This is a genomic window from Flexivirga sp. YIM B11880 (assembly GCF_058148645.1).
The window spans coordinates 61,996-78,619 of the sequence record NZ_JBMAMH010000005.1; the positions used below are offsets into that span (position 1 = coordinate 61,996).

The 16,624-nt window shown below is 67.9% G+C and carries 14 protein-coding genes and 1 pseudogene; 3 read left to right on the forward strand and 12 right to left on the reverse strand.

The window, feature by feature from the left end; genetic code table 11:
• Positions 1-9 precede the first annotated feature (9 nt).
• Positions 10-213, reverse strand: coding sequence for a hypothetical protein (locus ACN8HC_RS09485; protein WP_490074585.1), 204 nt, complete (start codon positions 211-213; stop codon positions 10-12).
• 144 nt (positions 214-357) lie between these two features.
• Here ACN8HC_RS09485 and ACN8HC_RS09490 point away from each other — a divergent pair, with 144 nt between their 5' ends.
• Entirely contained in the window at positions 358-798 is a 441-nt protein-coding gene (locus ACN8HC_RS09490; RefSeq protein ID WP_490074586.1) for a pyridoxamine 5'-phosphate oxidase family protein, read from the forward strand.
• 12 nt (positions 799-810) lie between these two features.
• Here the strand turns inward: ACN8HC_RS09490 and mobA are convergent, their stop codons facing one another.
• From mobA to metG, 9 genes are all read right to left on the reverse strand, one after another.
• The gene (gene mobA / locus ACN8HC_RS09495) at positions 811-1,401 is read right to left on the reverse strand and encodes a molybdenum cofactor guanylyltransferase (RefSeq protein ID WP_490074587.1); all 591 of its coding nucleotides are present in this window, start codon (positions 1,399-1,401) and stop codon (positions 811-813) included.
• Positions 1,398-2,147 carry a respiratory nitrate reductase subunit gamma gene (gene narI / locus ACN8HC_RS09500; RefSeq protein ID WP_490074588.1) on the reverse strand — a complete coding sequence of 250 codons (750 nt, stop codon included), beginning with the start codon at positions 2,145-2,147 and terminating at the stop codon, positions 1,398-1,400. The genes mobA and narI overlap by 4 nt, the downstream gene beginning before the upstream one ends.
• Positions 2,147-2,866 carry a nitrate reductase molybdenum cofactor assembly chaperone gene (gene narJ / locus ACN8HC_RS09505; RefSeq protein WP_490074589.1) on the reverse strand — a complete coding sequence of 240 codons (720 nt, stop codon included), beginning with the start codon at positions 2,864-2,866 and terminating at the stop codon, positions 2,147-2,149. The genes narI and narJ overlap by 1 nt, the downstream gene beginning before the upstream one ends.
• Positions 2,863-4,590, reverse strand: a complete 1,728-nt coding sequence (narH, locus tag ACN8HC_RS09510; protein WP_490074590.1) for a nitrate reductase subunit beta — start codon at positions 4,588-4,590, stop codon at positions 2,863-2,865. The genes narJ and narH overlap by 4 nt, the downstream gene beginning before the upstream one ends.
• A gap of 21 nt (positions 4,591-4,611) precedes the next feature.
• Positions 4,612-8,292 (reverse strand): nitrate reductase subunit alpha, encoded by a 3,681-nt coding sequence (locus tag ACN8HC_RS09515; protein WP_490074591.1) that lies wholly within the window; start codon positions 8,290-8,292, stop codon positions 4,612-4,614.
• Positions 8,289-9,581 carry an MFS transporter gene (locus ACN8HC_RS09520; RefSeq protein ID WP_490074592.1) on the reverse strand — a complete coding sequence of 431 codons (1,293 nt, stop codon included), beginning with the start codon at positions 9,579-9,581 and terminating at the stop codon, positions 8,289-8,291. Before ACN8HC_RS09520 ends, ACN8HC_RS09515 begins: the two co-directional genes overlap by 4 nt.
• 253 nt (positions 9,582-9,834) lie before the next feature.
• A complete protein-coding gene (locus ACN8HC_RS09525; RefSeq protein ID WP_490074593.1) occupies positions 9,835-10,602 on the reverse strand; it encodes a resuscitation-promoting factor in 768 nt (255 codons plus the stop codon).
• A gap of 278 nt (positions 10,603-10,880) precedes the next feature.
• Positions 10,881-11,741, reverse strand: coding sequence for a TatD family hydrolase (locus ACN8HC_RS09530; RefSeq protein WP_490074594.1), 861 nt, complete (start codon positions 11,739-11,741; stop codon positions 10,881-10,883).
• Between the two features lie 132 nt (positions 11,742-11,873).
• Entirely contained in the window at positions 11,874-13,655 is a 1,782-nt protein-coding gene (metG, locus tag ACN8HC_RS09535; protein WP_490074595.1) for a methionine--tRNA ligase, read from the reverse strand.
• Positions 13,656-13,690: 35 nt separating this feature from the next.
• Here metG and ACN8HC_RS09540 point away from each other — a divergent pair.
• Together ACN8HC_RS09540 and ACN8HC_RS09545 are read left to right on the forward strand one after the other, a co-directional pair.
• Positions 13,691-13,879: pseudogene (locus ACN8HC_RS09540) on the forward strand (DUF4126 domain-containing protein); the annotation flags it as partial.
• 43 nt (positions 13,880-13,922) lie between these two features.
• Positions 13,923-14,288: a hypothetical protein gene (locus ACN8HC_RS09545; protein WP_490074798.1), complete on the forward strand. Its 366-nt coding sequence runs from the start codon at positions 13,923-13,925 to the stop codon at positions 14,286-14,288.
• Positions 14,289-14,292: 4 nt separating this feature from the next.
• Here ACN8HC_RS09545 and ACN8HC_RS09550 read toward each other — a convergent pair whose 3' ends face one another.
• Both ACN8HC_RS09550 and rsmI read right to left on the reverse strand, forming a co-directional pair.
• Entirely contained in the window at positions 14,293-15,720 is a 1,428-nt protein-coding gene (locus tag ACN8HC_RS09550) for a DUF2079 domain-containing protein (protein WP_490074596.1), read from the reverse strand.
• The gene (gene rsmI, locus ACN8HC_RS09555; protein ID WP_490074597.1) at positions 15,695-16,525 is read right to left on the reverse strand and encodes a 16S rRNA (cytidine(1402)-2'-O)-methyltransferase; all 831 of its coding nucleotides are present in this window, start codon (positions 16,523-16,525) and stop codon (positions 15,695-15,697) included. Before rsmI ends, ACN8HC_RS09550 begins: the two co-directional genes overlap by 26 nt.
• Positions 16,526-16,624 lie beyond the last annotated feature (99 nt).

Consider the following 16,624-nt stretch of genomic DNA (forward strand, 5'->3'; position numbering starts at 1 on the left):
CTGCCCGGTCTACCTGGCGAGATCGGGGTGCGAGGGCTTCTCCTCGGCGATCACGGGTCCGAGCGCGAGTCCCTCGAGCGCCGGTCCGACAACTCGTGCCTGGACTTGTTTGGCGGCGTGCGCGGTCGTCGCCTCCGCCAGACCCGGCTGCCACACCGTGACCGCCTCAATGGCGGTGCCGCGTAGGCGCGCTTCGTCAATGGCCCACCGCATCGTCCGCAGCGATCCCGGGGACCCTCCCGGCACACCCTTGGGGACAGGGAACAAGGTCCCGCGGCCCAACGCCCTGCGCGTTCGGGATCGCGCTGGGGACCAAAGGCCCTGCCCGAGCCGCTCCCGCCGGGTCAGGCTGGAGGCATGCAGACATCAACTCATCCCCGAACCGAACAGCTGAGCGAAGAGCAGTGCAGGTCCTTGCTGGGGTCGGTCCCGTTCGGGCGGCTCGGCGTGATCGTCGCCGGCCGGCCCGAGATCTATCCGGTGAACCACACGCTCTACGAGGGCGACATACTCTTCCGCACCGGATCCGGCACCAAGCTCGACCACCTGCTCGACCAGCCGATCTCCTACGAGGTCGATGACTTCGACCCGGTGTCACGGACGGTGTGGAGTGTCCTGGTGGCCGGGGTCGCCACCGAGATCGTGCAGGTTCACCAAGTGCTCGATCTGCTGCGGCTACCGGTGTTTCCGTGGGAACCCGGTGCCAAGCCGCACCTGGTGCGAATCCGTCCAGAGCGCATCACCGGCCGGCTGTTCACCGCGGTGGACCTGCTCTCGACGTTCGTCGACGGCAACTGATCACGCCGCGTCTCAGGGCGCGCGACGCCCCTCGTCGAGAGCGCATGTCCACTGGTCGTGATCGGCCCAGGTGTCGACGTCCCGCCATACCTGTTCGGGTGCGGCGACCGAGATCAGCCGCAGCTCGCCGAGCAACGCCCGCATCGAGCGATCGCTCGGATCGCCGATGCTCTCCGCGGCGTCGTACAACGCGAAGGACCGGTAGCGGCCGAGCAGCCACTGCAGTTGCCCGTCCGGCTCGGCGAGCACAACCCCGTCGGCGTCACCGACCTCCGCCCCGGCAAGCAGCGGTATGGCGGGCACGGCGCCCGGCAGGTCGCAGGCCAGCAGATAGGTCCACTCGGCCGGCTCCTCGATCGCGCGAAGCCCGGCGACGGTCGCCGCCGCCGGGCCGCTGCCCGGGGGGTCCTCGACGACCCGCATCGCACGATCGGGCACTTCCGCGACCGTCGCGCCGACGACGACGAGGGTCCGCGCGTCGCGGACGGCATCCAACGGCCGGGAGACCAGCGACCGCCCGGCCAGTTCGACGGCGGCCTTGTCCAGACCGCCCAGCCGGGACCCGGCGCCGCCGACCAGCACGATCGCGTCGAACGCGGTCATTTCTTCTGCAGCGTCGGCTTCTCCCAGCCACGCTGCGGTGCCCGCGAGCCCGTGCCGGAGCCGGGTCGTTCGTCACGCGAGCGATAGACGATGTAGGGGCGCGTGAGGTAGCCGATCGGGGCGCTGAACACGTGGACCAGCCGGGTGAACGGCCACAGGGCAAAGAGCACCATCGCCACCATCGCGTGGAGTTGGAAGCTCCACGGCGCGTCCGCCATCAGCTCCGGGTCCGGCCGGAAGGTCCAGATGCCACGGAACCAGGGGCTGACCCCGGTGCGGTAGTTGTAATCGCCGCCGACGCGAAAAAGACCGGATGCCAAGGTGTTCCACACACCGAGCACGATCGCCGCGGCGAGGAAGACGTACATCACCTTGTCCATCTTCGTCGTCGCGGAGAAGACCGGTCCGGTCACCCGGCGTCGGTAGACCAGAATGACGAGGCCAGCGAGGGCGATCAGGCCGGCCGGGATCCCGCCGGCCAGCGCGATGACGTGGTAGCCGTGCTCGGAGATCCCCAGGGCGTCGGTCCACACCTTCGGGATGACGAGTCCGATGATGTGGCCGGCGAGCACACCCAGCATGCCGAAATGGAACATCGGACTGCCCCAGCGCAGCAGATTGTTCTCGTAGAGCTGCGAGCTGCGGGTCGTCCAGCCGAACTTGTCGTAGCGATAGCGCCAGAAGTGTCCGACGATGAAGATCGCGAAACAGATGTAAGGCACGATCACCCAGAGGAAAAGGACCATCAGGACACTCCGTTCGTCGGCATGCCGAGCTCGATGGGCACCGGGCGCGGGTTGATCCGCGGATCCAGGCTGTATGGCGAACTGTCGATCCCCACGTTCTCCGACGGCGGGCCGGACGCGATCAGCTCCGCGAGAGCGCGCTCGTCGTCATCACCGAGGGAAGGCAACGTCTCGCGCAAGGCGTCGACCACTGGCAGCCACCGCGATCGGCGCCGCACCAGCGCCCGGTGCAGCAGCTCGAGACCGACCCGGTGGTCGTTGAGCAGCTTCCACGCGGTGGCGCGGTCGGTGAACGCGCCGAACTCCAGCAGCACCGGCAGGAAGTCGGGCAGCTCGCTGCTGTCGTCGGCGAGTTCGACCCCGGCGCGCCGGTAGGCCTGTTTGAACTCCACCAGCTCGACGCCACGGCGGCGGGTGTCGCCACTGCTGAAGTAGGTCAGGTGCAGGCTGCACTTGCGGGTCACGTCGAAGGTGTCGACGTAGTCGGCCTGCAGGTCGGCGAGCGGGATCGAACCGGCGTCGTCGAGGAAGGTCGTCAGGGGCGTAGCGATGCGCGGCGGCAGTTGCTCGGCCACCTCGCGAATGGTCGAGAACCGTTGCACCGCCTCGGCATCCGGGTATTCCAGCAGAAGCGATACTGCCTGCCAGGTGGCGGTCAGCACATCGTGCGGCAGCTCGGCGTCCCGGCGGCGATGTCGTTGCCAGCGCAGGGTCTTCATTGCTGTGGCCCTTCGCCATGACCGGGGTCTCGATACGCTCCCCCGCCCCGATCCTCCGCTACTCGACCGGCGGGCTTGGGAAAGAGGCCCTCGGGCACGCCGCGACCGTCCCAGTTGAGCAGGTTGACCCGGCCGGCGCGCGACCCGCCGCTGACTCGCCTGTCGTAGTCCGAGGTCTGTCGCTCCTTGAGCATCTGGAAGTTCTCGATCGCCACCGGCGTCAGCACGCCGGTGCCGGATCCCTCGCCGAAGGGCGCGGACGCGCGTTCCGGGTCGTCATACCCGGAGACCGCGCACTCGGTCGCCAATTCCTCAAGGCCGTGGGCTTGCTCGGCATGTGCGGTCGGTATGACGTAGCGCTCGTCGTACTTCGCGATGGCCATCAGGCGGAACATCTCGTACATGTCCTCGGCGCTCATCCCGACCGACGCCGCGATCTCCTCACTCGGGTCGCCGCCCAGGTTGATGTCGCGCATGAACGATCGCATCGCGGCCATCTTCTTCAGCACCCGGTCAACGGTTGCCGTGTCCCCCGCGGTGAACAGATTGGCGAGGTATTCAACAGGGATCCGCAACGCGTCGATCGCCGCGAAGAGGTTGCCCTGGTCCTCCGCGTCGTGACCGGTGTCCTTGACGACGTCGACCACCGGCGACAACGGCGGGATGTACCAAACCATCGGCATGGTGCGGAATTCCGGGTGCAACGGCAACGCCACCCGGTAGTCCATGATCAGCCGGCGCACCGGTGACTTCTTCGCGGCCTCGATCCAGTCACCCGGGACACCGTCCCGCTCGGCAGCGCGTTGTACCTCGGGGTCGAACGGGTCGAGGAAGCAGTCCACCTGGGCCGCATAGAGGTCCTGATCGCTCTGGACGGACGCGGCGTCGAGGACGCGGTCCGCGTCGTACAACATGATCCCGATGTAGCGCAGCCGGCCGACGCACGTCTCCGCGCACACCGTCGGGATGCCCACCTCCACCCGCGGATAGCAGAACGTGCACTTCTCGGCCTTGCCGGTCTTGTGGTTGAAATAGACCTTCTTGTAAGGGCATCCGCTGATGCACATGCGCCAGCCACGGCAGCGGTCCTGGTCGACCAGGACGATCCCGTCCTCCTCGCGCTTGTAGATCGCGCCGCTCGGACAGGACGCCGCACAGGCCGGGTTGAGGCAGTGCTCGCAGATCCGCGGCAGGTAGAACATGAAGGTCTGCTCGAACTCGAACTTCACCTTGTCCTCGATGCCCCGGAGCATCGGGTCCTTCACGGCGTGCTCCCCGGCGCCACCGAGGTCGTCGTCCCAGTTGCCCGACCACTCGACGTTCATCGGTTTGCCGGACAGCAGCGAGTAGGCCCGGGCGACCGGGTAGTTCTTGGTCACCGGCGACTCCAGGAGCGTCTCGTAGTCGTAGCTCCACGGCTCGTAGTAGTCGCTGATGTTGGGCAGCTTGGGGTTGCTGAAGATCGTCGCGAGCTTCTTCAGCCGGTTGCCCGACTTGAGCGTCAACCGGCCGTTCGGCAGGACCTTCCAGCCGCCCTTCCACCGCTCCTGGTCCTGCCACGTGCGCGGATAGCCCAGCCCGGGCCGGGTCTCGACATTGTTGAACCACACGTATTCCATGCCCGCCCGGTTGGTCCACGCCTGCTTGCAGGTGACCGAGCAGGTGTGGCAGCCGATGCACTTGTCGAGGTTCATCACCATCGACATCTGCGCCATGACACGCATCTTCGAAACCTCTTGCCTCGTCTAGTATTCCACGGGTGCGGTGCGCTTGCGGATCATCGTCACCTCGTCGCGGTTGCTGCCGGTGGGCCCGATGTAGTTGAAGAAGTAGGACAGCTGGGCGTAGCCGCCGATCAGATGGCTCGGCTTCATCATGATGCGGGTCATCGAGTTGTGGATGCCGCCGCGCTTCTTGTCTCGCTGGGTGAGCGGCACGTCGATCAACCGGTCCTGCGCGTGGTGCATGAAGACCGTGCCCTCCGGCATCCGGTGACTGACGATCGCCCGGCAGGCGACGACGCCGTTGCGGTTGACCATCTCGACCCAGTCGTTGTCGCCGATGCCGACCTTGGCGGCGTCCTTGTCGGAGATCCACACCGTCTGCCCGCCACGGGACAGCGAGAGCATGAAGAGGTTGTCCTGGTATTCGGAGTGGATCGACCACTTGTTGTGCGGGGTGAGATAGCGCACCGAGACACCGAGTTCGCCGGTTGCGCCGATCTGCGCCTCGCCGAAGAGCCGGGTCATGTCCAGTGGCGGCCGGTAGGTCGGCAGCGCCTCCCCCATCCGCAGCATCCAGTCGTGATCGAGGTAGAAGTGCTGCCGGCCGGTCAGGGTGTGGAAGGGCGTGAGCCGCTCGATGTTGACGGTGAACGGGCTGTAGCGCCGGCCGCCGGTCTCCGACCCGGACCATTCCGGGGTGGTGATCACCGGCTGTGGCGCCTTCTGGGTGTCGGCGAAAGTGATGCGCCTGCCTTCGCTTTCGGCGGCGAGGTCGTGCAGCTGATGGCCGGTCCGCCGCTCCTGCGTCCGGAACCCCTGGGTCGCCAGGTGACCGTTGGTCGCGCCGGACAGCTTCAGGATCAGCTGCGCGACGTGGACGTCGGTGTCCAGCCGGGGACGCCCGGCCGCCGGTCCGGTCGCGACCACGCCGTGCTCGTGCCGCAGCTCGTCGACCTCGGCCGACACGTCATACGTGACGCCTTTGCACGAGGTGCCCAACGTGTCGAGCAGCGGGCCGACCGAGGTGAGCTTGTCGTAGACGGCCGGGTAGTCGCGTTCGACCGGGATCAGCGCCGGCATCGTGACGCCCGGGATCGGCTCGCACTCGCCGAGCTTCCAGTCACGCACGATGCCGTGCGGCGTGGCCATCGCGTCCGGTGTGTCGTGCCAGAGCGGTTTGGCGACCAGGTCGGTGCGGGTCCCGAGGTGGTCAACGGCCAACTCGGAGAAGCGTTTGGCGATCTCCTTCCACGCGTCCCAGTCGGTCTTGCTCTGCCACGGCGGACTGATGGCCGGATTGAAGGAGTGGATGAACGGATGCATGTCCGTGGTGTTGAGGTCGTACTTCTCGTACCACGTCGCCGCCGGCAGCACGATGTCGGAGAACAGCGTCGAGCTGGTCATCCGGAAGTCGATGGTCATCAACAGGTCGAGCTTGCCGTCCTGCACCTGCTCGGCCCAGGCGATGTCGCGGGGCCGTTGTTCGGGCGCGGCCTCGCGGGCGGTGACCGCTCCGTCTGCGCCGAGCAGGTGCTGCAGGAAGTATTCGTCGCCCTTCGCGCTGGAGCCGAGCAGATTGGACCGCCAGAGCGTGAGCACCCGCGGGAAGTTCTCCGGGTTCTCCGGCTCCTCCAGCGCGAACTTCAACTCACCCGACTGCAGCTTGGCGACCACCCAGTCACGGACATCGACGCCGTCGGCCGCGGCGAGTTCCGGGATCTCGATCGAGCTCTTGTCGAACGTCGGGTATGACGGGGACCAGCCGAGTCGCGCGGACTTCAGCAGCAGGTCCATGATCGTCTGCTCGGGGAAGGCCCCCATGCCGGCGCCGACCGTGTCGGCGAGGAAGGTGTCGTAGCGGTACTGGCTGGTGTTGACGTACCAATAGGCGGTCTGGTTCATGTGCCGCGGCGGTCGCGACCAGTCCAGCGCGAACGCTGCGTTCTGGAAGCCCATCAGCGGCCGGACCTTCTCCTGCCCGACGTAGTGGGCCCACCCGCCGCCGTTGCGTCCCTGACAACCGGTGATCGTCGTGAGCATCAGCATCGCCCGGTAGATCAGGTCCGAGTGATACCAGTGGTTGGTCCCCGCGCCCATCAGGATCATCGAACGGCCCTGGGTGTCAACGGAATTGCGCGCGAACTCGCGCGCAATGCGCGCACATGCGGCCGCCGGGACCGAGGTGATCTCCTCCTGCCAGGCAGGCGTGTATGGCGCACGCGGGTCGTCATACCCCTCCGGCCAGACACCGGGCAGTCCGTCGCGTCCGACGCCGTACTGCGCCAGCAGCAGGTCGAAAACGGTGGTGACCACGTGGTCCCCGATGCGGGCGGTGGGCACGCCGCGCTCCTCGTGGACCGCCTGACCGTCCGGCGCGTCGAACCGGGGCAGTCGCACAGCCACCGACTCGCCGTCTTCGGACCAGAAGGACAGTCGCGGCCGAATGTCCTCCAGGTCGAGGTTCCACTTGCCGATGCCCTCGTCGCCGAACCGGTCGCCGAGGGTGCCGTTCGGCACGACCGGGACACCGGTCGTCTCATCGAACACCACGGGCTTGAACAGCGCGTTCTCGCTGGTGCGCGCTGGGTTCTCGAAGTCGGCGGCGACGAGGTTCTTGCCGGGGCGCCAGCTGCCGTCCTCCTGTTGCTCGAGGGTGACCAGGAACGGCAGGTCGGTGTATTTCTTCACGTAGTCGTCGAAGAAGTCGACCTGCCGGTCGACGAAGAACTCGCGCAGCACGACGTGTCCCATCGCCATCGCGAGGGCCGCGTCGGTGCCCGGCGCCGGCGCGAGCCACTCGTCGGCGAACTTGACGTTCTCGGCGTAGTCCGGACTCATCACGACGACCTTCTGGCCGCGGTAACGGGCTTCGGTCATCCAATGCGCGTCCGGCGTGCGCGTCAGCGGCACGTTGGTGCCCCACATGATCAGGTAGCCGGCGTCCCACCAGTCGCCAGACTCCGGGACGTCGGTCTGGTCGCCGAAGATCTGCGGGCTGGCGACGGGCAGGTCGGCATACCAGTCGTAGAAGCTGAGCATCGGCGCGCCGATGAGCTCGTTGAAGCGGGCCCCGGAGACGTAGCTGACCTGCGACATGGCCGGGATCGGCGAGAAGCCGGCGATCCGGTCCGGTCCGTACCGCTTGATGGTGTAGACGTGTGCGGCGGCGATCATCTCCACCGCGTCCGCCCACGACGCGCGCACCAGCCCGCCCTTGCCGCGGGCTTTCTTGTAGTGCGAAGCCTTTTCGGCGTCCTGGACGATCGACGCCCAGGCGACCACCGGGTCGCCGTACTGGGCGCGCGCCTCCTGGAACATGGTCAGCAGCGCCGCCCGCACATACGGGTAGCGCACGCGGGTCGGTGAATACGTGTACCAACTGAAGGCCGCACCTCGCGGGCAACCACGGGGTTCGTACTCCGGGCGGTCCGCGCCGGCCGTCGGATAGTCGGTCTGCTGCGCCTCCCAGGTGATGATGCCGTCCTTGACGTAGACCTTCCAGGAGCACGACCCGGTGCAGTTCACGCCGTGGGTCGAGCGCACCACCTTGTCGTGGCTCCAGCGGTCCCGGTAGAAGGAGTCGCCCTGCCGGCCGCCCTCCGCATACATCGACCGGTGATCCGGCGAGACCTGCGCCCGGGTGAAGAACCGCCGCGTCCCCACCAGCGCGTCGGTCAGCTTGTCGTCCAACCCCGCACTCATACCGAAACCTCCTGTGCTGCCGGGGATATCCGTGTCGTGCGGCGTATGACGGTCAGCGTCAGCACCAAGGTGAGCGCCGAACAGATCGCCAGCAGCCACATACCGATCGCGTAGGACCGCGTCTGGCTGTAGATGTAAGCCATCACCAACGGTGGCACGAATCCGCCGAGTCCGCCTGCCGCTCCGACCAGTCCGGTGACACCGCCGACCCGTGCCGGGTCGGTCGCCTCCGCGATCAGCGCGAAGGTCGCGCCGGAGGCCGCACCGAGTGCGGCAGCCATGACGAGGAAGATCGGGGTGCCGTAGCCGCGCAGCGGTGGTTCGCCCGATGCGATGGCGGCACCGACCGCCACGATGGCGAAACACGTCGCGAGGACCGGGACAGAACCGAGCTTGTCGGCCAGCGTGCCGCCGATCGGGCGCATGATGACGGCGATCAGGACGAAGCCGGCCATCCTGTTGGCCGCGTCCACGGCAGTCAGCGTGTAGGCGTTCTTGAGATAGAGCGGCAGGAAGACCGAGAAGGCGACGTAGCCGCCGAATCCGACCGTGTAGAGGACGCCGGCGTGCCAGGTGATCGGCAGCTTGGCCGTCGCCGTGAGCCGCTGCGTGAGTGGTGCAGTCGGTATGACTCGCCCCGGAGCATCGCGCAGCACGAACCACGCGACGACCGCGTAGATCGCCAGCAGGACCGCCACCAGGCTGAACGCCGTGGACGTGCCGTGTGCCTTGTAGATGCTGACGGTCGTGAGCGCGCTGATGGCCGTGCCACCCATGCCCGCACCGAAGATGCCGATCGCCATACCGCGCTTCTCCGGCGGGAACCAGCCGTTGACGAAGGGGACGCCGACCGCGAACGACGTGCCACCGATGCCGAGGAAGACCCCCGCGACGAGCAATCCGACGAACGAGCGCTGCGCCCAGAAGCCGATGACCAGGACCGGGATGATCGTGGCCGCGGAGACCAGCGGGAACATGAGGCGGCCGCCATACCGGTCCGTGAGCGCGCCGACCGGGATGCGGCCGATCGATCCGACGATCACCGGCACGGCGACCAGCAGGCTGGCCTGACTGGCGGTGAGCGGCCGGCCGTCGCTGAACGGCAGCCAGTGGAGTGCCTTGGCATAGGCGGCCGGTCCGAGCTTGCTCTGGTCCGGGCTGAACAGCGGGCCGAGTGGACTGATCAGGGCCCATGCCCAGAAGTTGATCGCGAAGCCGACGGTGACCGTCACCAGTTGTACCCAGGGCGCGCCCCTCTCGGGCCGTGGCCGGTCCGACGTGGCAGTCATCTCATCCCCGATCGGTCGACGGTGCCTTCCCGCACAAACTACTACAACACGTAGTATGCCGCCACCGAGTCAGCACCCAGCGACCCGCCGGCGCGGCCGCGCCCCTCGTCCACTATTACCCGCAGTCCACTGTCGAGTGAGGATTCGACACCCATCGAATGCCGACTGGCCGGTCCGACGGATGGCAGCGGCCGGGCCGTAGCCTCCGTGAGGAAGGCTGCGGCCCGGCCGTCGGTGCGGTCTGCCGGACGACTCAGGCAGCGCCCGCACAACTCCAGGGGCTGAGCCCCCGGGATGCGTAGACGTGGTTGGCGATGGTGATCTGCTCGGCGCGGCTCGCGAGATCCGCGCGCGGGGCGTAAGCCCCGCCGCCGGCGCTCAGCCAGGTGCCGATGTCGAACTGCAGACCGCCGTAGTAGCCGTTGCCGGTGTTGATCTGCCAGTTGCCGCTGGACTCGCACTGCGCGATCCGGTCCCACATCGCCGCCCGCGACACGTCGATGCCGGACGGCTGGCTCGTCGGAGCCGGCGCGGTCTTCTTGGTGCCGACGAGCAGCACGCGCGCAACCGGCCGGCGCGTCACGACACGCTTGACGACGGCGCGGGCGCTCACGGTGGCGCCCACCACCTGCTGGCGGTAGGTCAGCGTCGCGAGCCCGGCGACGCCGGAACGCTGCACGCGGTTGGTTCCGGCGTCCAGAGTGGAGTCGTATTTGCGCAAGGTCTGGAACGGAACAGCCGCGGTCTCGCTGACGAAACGGGTCGTCACCCTCGGGCGCGACTCGTTGCGCGACACCTGACGGACGGTCGTGCGAGACGCCGCGCTCTTGTGGTGGGTGGCTTCGGGCGTCCTCGTCGTGGTCGACGACGACGGCGTGGGTGACGCCGAGGCGCTGGTCCGGAAGCCGATCCGGGCGCTGTGCGCGCCGGTGGAGGTGGTGCCGGCACACGCGGTGATTCCGAGGCCGGCGGCGACCGCTGAGGCAGCGATCAGGGCAGTCTTGGTGCGGGGGTAGCTCAAAAGATCTCCGATGTCGTGCTGTCCCGCCGAGCGGCGTGGCGCACGTCAGCCAGCAATCAGGGGAAATTGCCGGAGCGGTGCAGGCGAGCGGCTCGTGCCAGGCTCGCCCGGTCGCCGGGTGCGCGACCGTATCGGGGGGGCGCCTGCTCTCGGGTTGAACCCTTCGAGAGTGACGCAGTCGCGACGCAAAGGTCAAATTTCGGTAACGATAGCCTCGTCACACTTGCTTTTCGCGCGCCTATGACCTGGCAACCAGACCGGGAGAGGCGGCGGCTGCGTCATACCGCCCAGGAGCCGTAGATCCGCTCGCTGTTGGCCGAGATCGCGGCACACAAGGTCGGCACGTCGACCGCCAGGACGTCGGCCATCGCCCGCACTGTCAGCGGGATCAGGTATGACGAGTTGACCGCTCCGCGGTAGGGCGACGGGGTCAGGAACGGCGCATCCGTCTCGACCAGCACCTGGTCCAACGGCACGATCGCGAGAGCGTCCCGCAGAGCCCGCGCGTTCTTGAAAGTCACCGTGCCCGCGAAGGACAGGAAGTAGCCCTTCTCGACGCACTCCCGAGCAAGGTTGATGTCCCCCGAAAAGCAATGCAGGACAGTAGTTTCCGGCGCGCACTCCTCGTCCAGGATGCGCATCACGTCGGCGTGTGCGTCGCGGTCGTGGATCTGCAACGCCTTGCCGGTGCGCTTTGCCAGGTCGATGTGCCAGCGGAACGAATCCTGTTGGGCCTGCACGCCGTCCGGGCCCGTGCGGAAGTAGTCGAGGCCGGTCTCGCCGATGACCCGGATGCGCGGGTGGACCGCGAGCCGCTCGATCTCGGCCCAGGCATCGGGTAGTTGACCGGTCGCGGCCAGCTTCGCCGCTTCGTTGGGATGTATGGCGACACCCCCGAGCATTCGCGGGTGCTGCTCCACCTGGTCGACGGTGAAGCGAGCGCCGGGCAGGTCACAGCCGATCTGGACGACCCGGTCGACCCCGACCGCAGCTGCTTGCGCGAGCGCGGCTTCGACGTCCGGCGCCGGCCGGTCGTCGCGGGCGATGTCGAGATGCGTGTGGTTGTCGACCACCGCAACCGGCAACGGCTGAGGTGCCGGCGGCGGACCGCTCCGTCCGCCCTCATGCCCCTTGCTCATGCACAATCCTCTCTTCCGTCGGTCGAGTAGCGCCTGGAGGAGCGCAGCGGGGGAAGGCACGTATCGAGACCACCTGTGCGCACTTGATCTCGATACGCCTTCGTCGGCTACTCGATCAGCGTGGCCGTCCGATCAGCGTGCGCGGCCGAACGGGTCCGCGGGGTCGATCGCGTCCAGCTTGGCGAAGATCGGCGTCGGCTTGGCCACCGGTGCGCCTACCTGCACGGGACGCGACTCCCAGGGCGGAGTGCCGGAGTATTCACCCGTGATGATCGGGTAGGCCCGGCTGTCGTCGTCCAGGTCGCGCACCTGCTCCAGGCGCGGCATCGGCATGAATTCCTCTGTGCCACCGAAGGTCCGGAAGACCCGGTTGGAGCTGTGCGGCAGGAACGGCGCCATCATCGTGTTGAGGTCGGCGATCGCCTGGGCGAGTGTGTGCAGCACGGTCGCGAGGCGTTCGCGCTGGTCGTCGCCCTTGAGCCGGAACGGCTCGGTGTCGGTGACGTACTTGTTCGCCATCCGGACCAGACGCATCACCTCGGCGAGCGCCGCCTTCTGTCGCTGCGCTTCGAGCGACCGGCCGACGGAGTCGAAGCCTTCTTGGACAGCAGCCAATAACAACTGGTCCACCGCCTCCAGCTCCCCCGGCGACGGGATCTGCCCGAAGTTCTTGGCGATCATCGACGCCGTGCGGTTGACCAGATTGCCCCAGCCCGCGACGAGTTCGTTGTTGTTGCGGGTGACGAACTCCTCCCAGGTGAAGTCGCTGTCCTGCGTCTCCGGGCCGGCCGCACAGATGAAGTAGCGCAACGCGTCCGCGCCATACGTCGCGATCATGTCCTGCACGTAGATGACATTGCCCCGGGACGTCGAGAACTGCGCACCGGCCAGGTTGAGGAACCCGGACGCGACGACCTCGGTGGGCAGATTGAGCTCGCCGTACTCGCCCGGCTCGCCACCCTTGTCGCCCTTGCCCATGTAGCCGAGCAGCTCGGCCGGCCAGATCTGAGCGTGGAACGTGATGTTGTCTTTTCCTTGGAAGTAATAGGTTTTCGCCGCCGGGTCGTTCCACCACTCGCGCCACCGTTCCGACTGTCCGAGCCGGCGCGCCCACTCGATGGACGCCGACAGATAGCCGATGACCGCGTCGAACCAGACGTAGAACCGCTTGCTCTCCCAGCCCTCGACCGGGATGGGGATGCCCCAGTCGATGTCACGGGTCATCGCACGCGGATGCATGTCCTTGGCCAGCCCCTTGGCGAAGTTGATGACGCCCGGTCGCCAGGTGCCGGCCGAGTCCACCTCGTCCAGCCAGCGCTGCAGGGCATCGGCGAGCGCCGGGAGATCCAGGAAGAAGTGCTGGGTCTCGATGAATTCCGGCACCTCCCCGTTGACCTTGGAGCGCGGGTTGATCAGGTCGGACGGGTCGAGCTGGTTGCCACAGTTGTCGCACTGGTCACCCCGCGCCTCCGGGAAACCGCAGATCGGACAGGTGCCCTCGAGGTAGCGATCGGGCAGCGTGCGACCGGTCGACGGGCTGATCGCCGTCGTGGTCGTCCGCTCGATCATGTAGCCGTTCGCGCGGATCTGGGTGAAGAGGTTCTGGACCACCTGGTAGTGGTTGCGGGTGGTGGTGCGGGTGAACAGGTCGTAGGACAGCCCCAGGTCCAGCAGGTCCTGCGCGATGATCGCGTTGTACTTGTCGACGATCTCCTGGACGCCGATCCCCTCCTGGTCGGCGAGCACCAGGATGGGCGTGCCGTGCTCGTCGGTGCCGCTCACCATCAGCACGTCGTGGCCCGCCATACGCATGTATCGACTGAAAACGTCTGCGGGGACGCCGAATCCGGCGACGTGACCAATGTGACGCGGCCCGTTGGTGTAGGGCCACGCGAGCGCGGACAGAACCTTCATGGTGAGTAATCCTAGGTGTGGCCGTATGACGCCGTGTGATCGCCGGCCTCGTGCACGTCGGCAGGTCGACGGCCCGGCCGGCGGTCAACCTCCGCACCGCGGGCCTGGGTGCGCCCATCGTCTCCACGGCCGAGGACGTATCGTCACTCGGGTTGTCGCTGATCGCGATCTTCGTACCGCTCCTGGTGGTGGTCGCACTCATCGTCCTGGCCGGGGTGCTGTGGAAGTTCGCGCGACGCGTGCGGTCGTTCGCCCGAAGGAGGAGGTATGCCGAGTACGTCCCGTGCGGGCCCGGCATTCCTCGGCAGTCGGTGGGAGAAGGTCATCGCGTTCGTGGTGCTCGTCGCCGGGGCACTGCTCGTGCTGCAGTGGTGGACCGGCCGGCAGCCCAGCGGCCCCGCCCGACCCGGTATGGCGCCCGCGAGCGTCGTGCATCAGGGAGCGGTGCACGACGGCGAGACCGAACTCACCATCCGCTACCGCGTCGACGGAAAGACGTATGACGTGACGAAACCGGTTGCTGCAGCGGCATTCCGGACGCAGGGCAAGGTCGCGTGGGCGTGTTACGCACCCGGCGATCCGGCCGACGCGTCGATCCGGCTGCCCGAGGACCCGCTCTGCGGTCAGCAGTGACCGGTCAGCAGGCCGGCGTCACGCGTTGCCGGCGCGGCAGTTTCACCAGGGTGACGGTGCCGCGGCGCCATACCTGCGCGCCTTCGCGGACGAGCTTCGCCTTGGCGCAGTTCGGCACCTGGTAGATCCATTTGGGCTTGCTGGTGAACATTACGTAGTCGACGGACGGGTGCTGATCCGGACGCAGTGCATAGGCGTCGTATTCCGGCACGAGGTAGGCGCCGACATCCGCCTGGGTCGCGACACGCGCGCCGTGCCGGAGGTGGTCGGCTGCCAGGGAGCGGATGTTGTGCACGACCGGCGCGGTGCGGAACAGCGACGACGGCGCCACCGAGCGGTCCTGCATCTCGGAGACGGCCAGCGCGAAGCCGGCGAGGACGGCGACTCCCACGACAGTCTTCTCCCATGCCGGCAGCCTTGGTCTCGATACACCTCCTCCGCTCCGCTCTCCCGGCACTCGACCGACGCAATCGACGAAGGCAAGCAGACCGATCGGCCAGAGGATGACGTCGTAGTGGAAGTCCAACGCCCAGTAGTGGATGTTCGAGGAGGCGCCGCGCCACAGCAGCGTCGGTATGGCGAGCAGGGTGAGCTTGGACCGCACGCCGATGACGAGCGCGAGCACGACATACATCAGCACCGGCAACAGCCGTTGCGCGCTGAGGCTCTGGTCCTCCGGGACGGGCAGCTTGTTGCTCTTGCCGACGCCGAAATAGGCGAGATAACCGGTGCCGCTGCCCGGCGCGAACGCGCCGATGACGAGCATCGCGACGATCACGCCGGCGACACCGATCCCCGCGAGGATCAGCGGCCGGCGCCAACCGTCCGAGCGATGCATCCACCACCAGCAGGCCCCGGCGGCGAAGACGGTCAGCCCGAGGTCCTCCTTGGTGAGCACCAGCCAGGCGGACGCGGCAACTGCCCAGCCGAAACGGTGCTGCAGCAACGCAATGCACAGGACTGCCAAGGCAATTGCGGCATACGCGACCTCGTGCACGTCGAACATCGCCGTCGTGAGCACCGCCCGGGAGAAGGTGCCGACAAGCGCGATCAACAGCGCGATCCGCCATCCGGCACGGCGGCGCGCATACCCGACGATCACGCCGAGCGCCGCCCCGAGCAGGACCGATTGGGTGATGAGCAGCGCGGGCGGGGTCGGCCAGATCCGCCAGACGACGCCCCAGGTCGCCAGGATCGGACTGAAATGGTCGCCGAGCAGCGACAATCCGCGGATGTGCGACACCGGCCAGTGTCCTCGCGACCACGCGTCGGCGCCCTGCGCGAAGATCCCGAGGTCGTAGTCGGCGCTGTTGCCGGCGTTCCACCGGCCGAGCGCCAGCACCGCGAAGAAGGCGGCGGCGAGGAGGCCGGCGACACCGCCCCATCGCCAGGCCGGCCGCATGCGGTCAGCGGCGGACGAGGGCTGCGTCATACAACGCCTTCTTGGACAGGCCGGTCTCTGCTGCCACCTCGGCACACACGGTCTTGAGGCGCTCTCCCGCCGCCACCCGCCCGAGTATGGCGGGCAGCACGTCGTCGACCGATGCGCTGACCGCCGGCGCGCCACTCACCACCACGGTGATCTCGCCGCGAGCGCCGTCCACCGCCCACTGCGCCAGCGCGGCAAGCCCGTCCCGCCGGACCTCCTCGTAGGTCTTGGTCAGTTCCCGGCACACCGCGGCGACCCGGTCCGGCCCGAACGCCTGCGCCACCGCCGTGAGCATCTCGGCGAGCCGGTGCGGCGCCTCGAAGAACACCATGGTGCGCTGCTCGGCTGCCAGACCGGCCAGGCGGCGCGCGCGCTCACCGGGTTTGCGTGGCAGGAATCCCTCGAAGCAGAAGCGGTCGGTCGGCAGTCCGGACACCGCGAGCGCCATCAGCACGGCGGACGGCCCGGGCACGCAGGTCACCCGCACGCCGGCTTCGACGCACGCGTTGGTCAGCCGGTAGCCGGGGTCGGAGACGGACGGCATACCGGCGTCGGTGACCAGCACCACGCGGGCTCCATCGCGCAACCGCTCGAGCAGCTCCGGCGTGCGGGCGCGCTCGTTGTGTTCGTGATAGCTCAGAACGGTGCCGTGCGGCGTCACGCCCAGCTCGTCGAGCAGGCGGCGCAGCCGGCGGGTGTCCTCCGCGGCGACGAGGTCGGCGCCCGCCAGCTCGGCGGCCAGCCGGGGTGCGGCGTCCCTCGGGTCCCCGATGGGCGTCGCAGCCAGCACCAGCACACCGTCGGACATGCCGGCAGTCTCGCATGCCCGCTTCGCGGCTTCCGCCTATGCCCATCGGGCGCTCCACCGCCCGCCTGGCATCGGCGAAAGCTGCGACTCGTAGCTTCC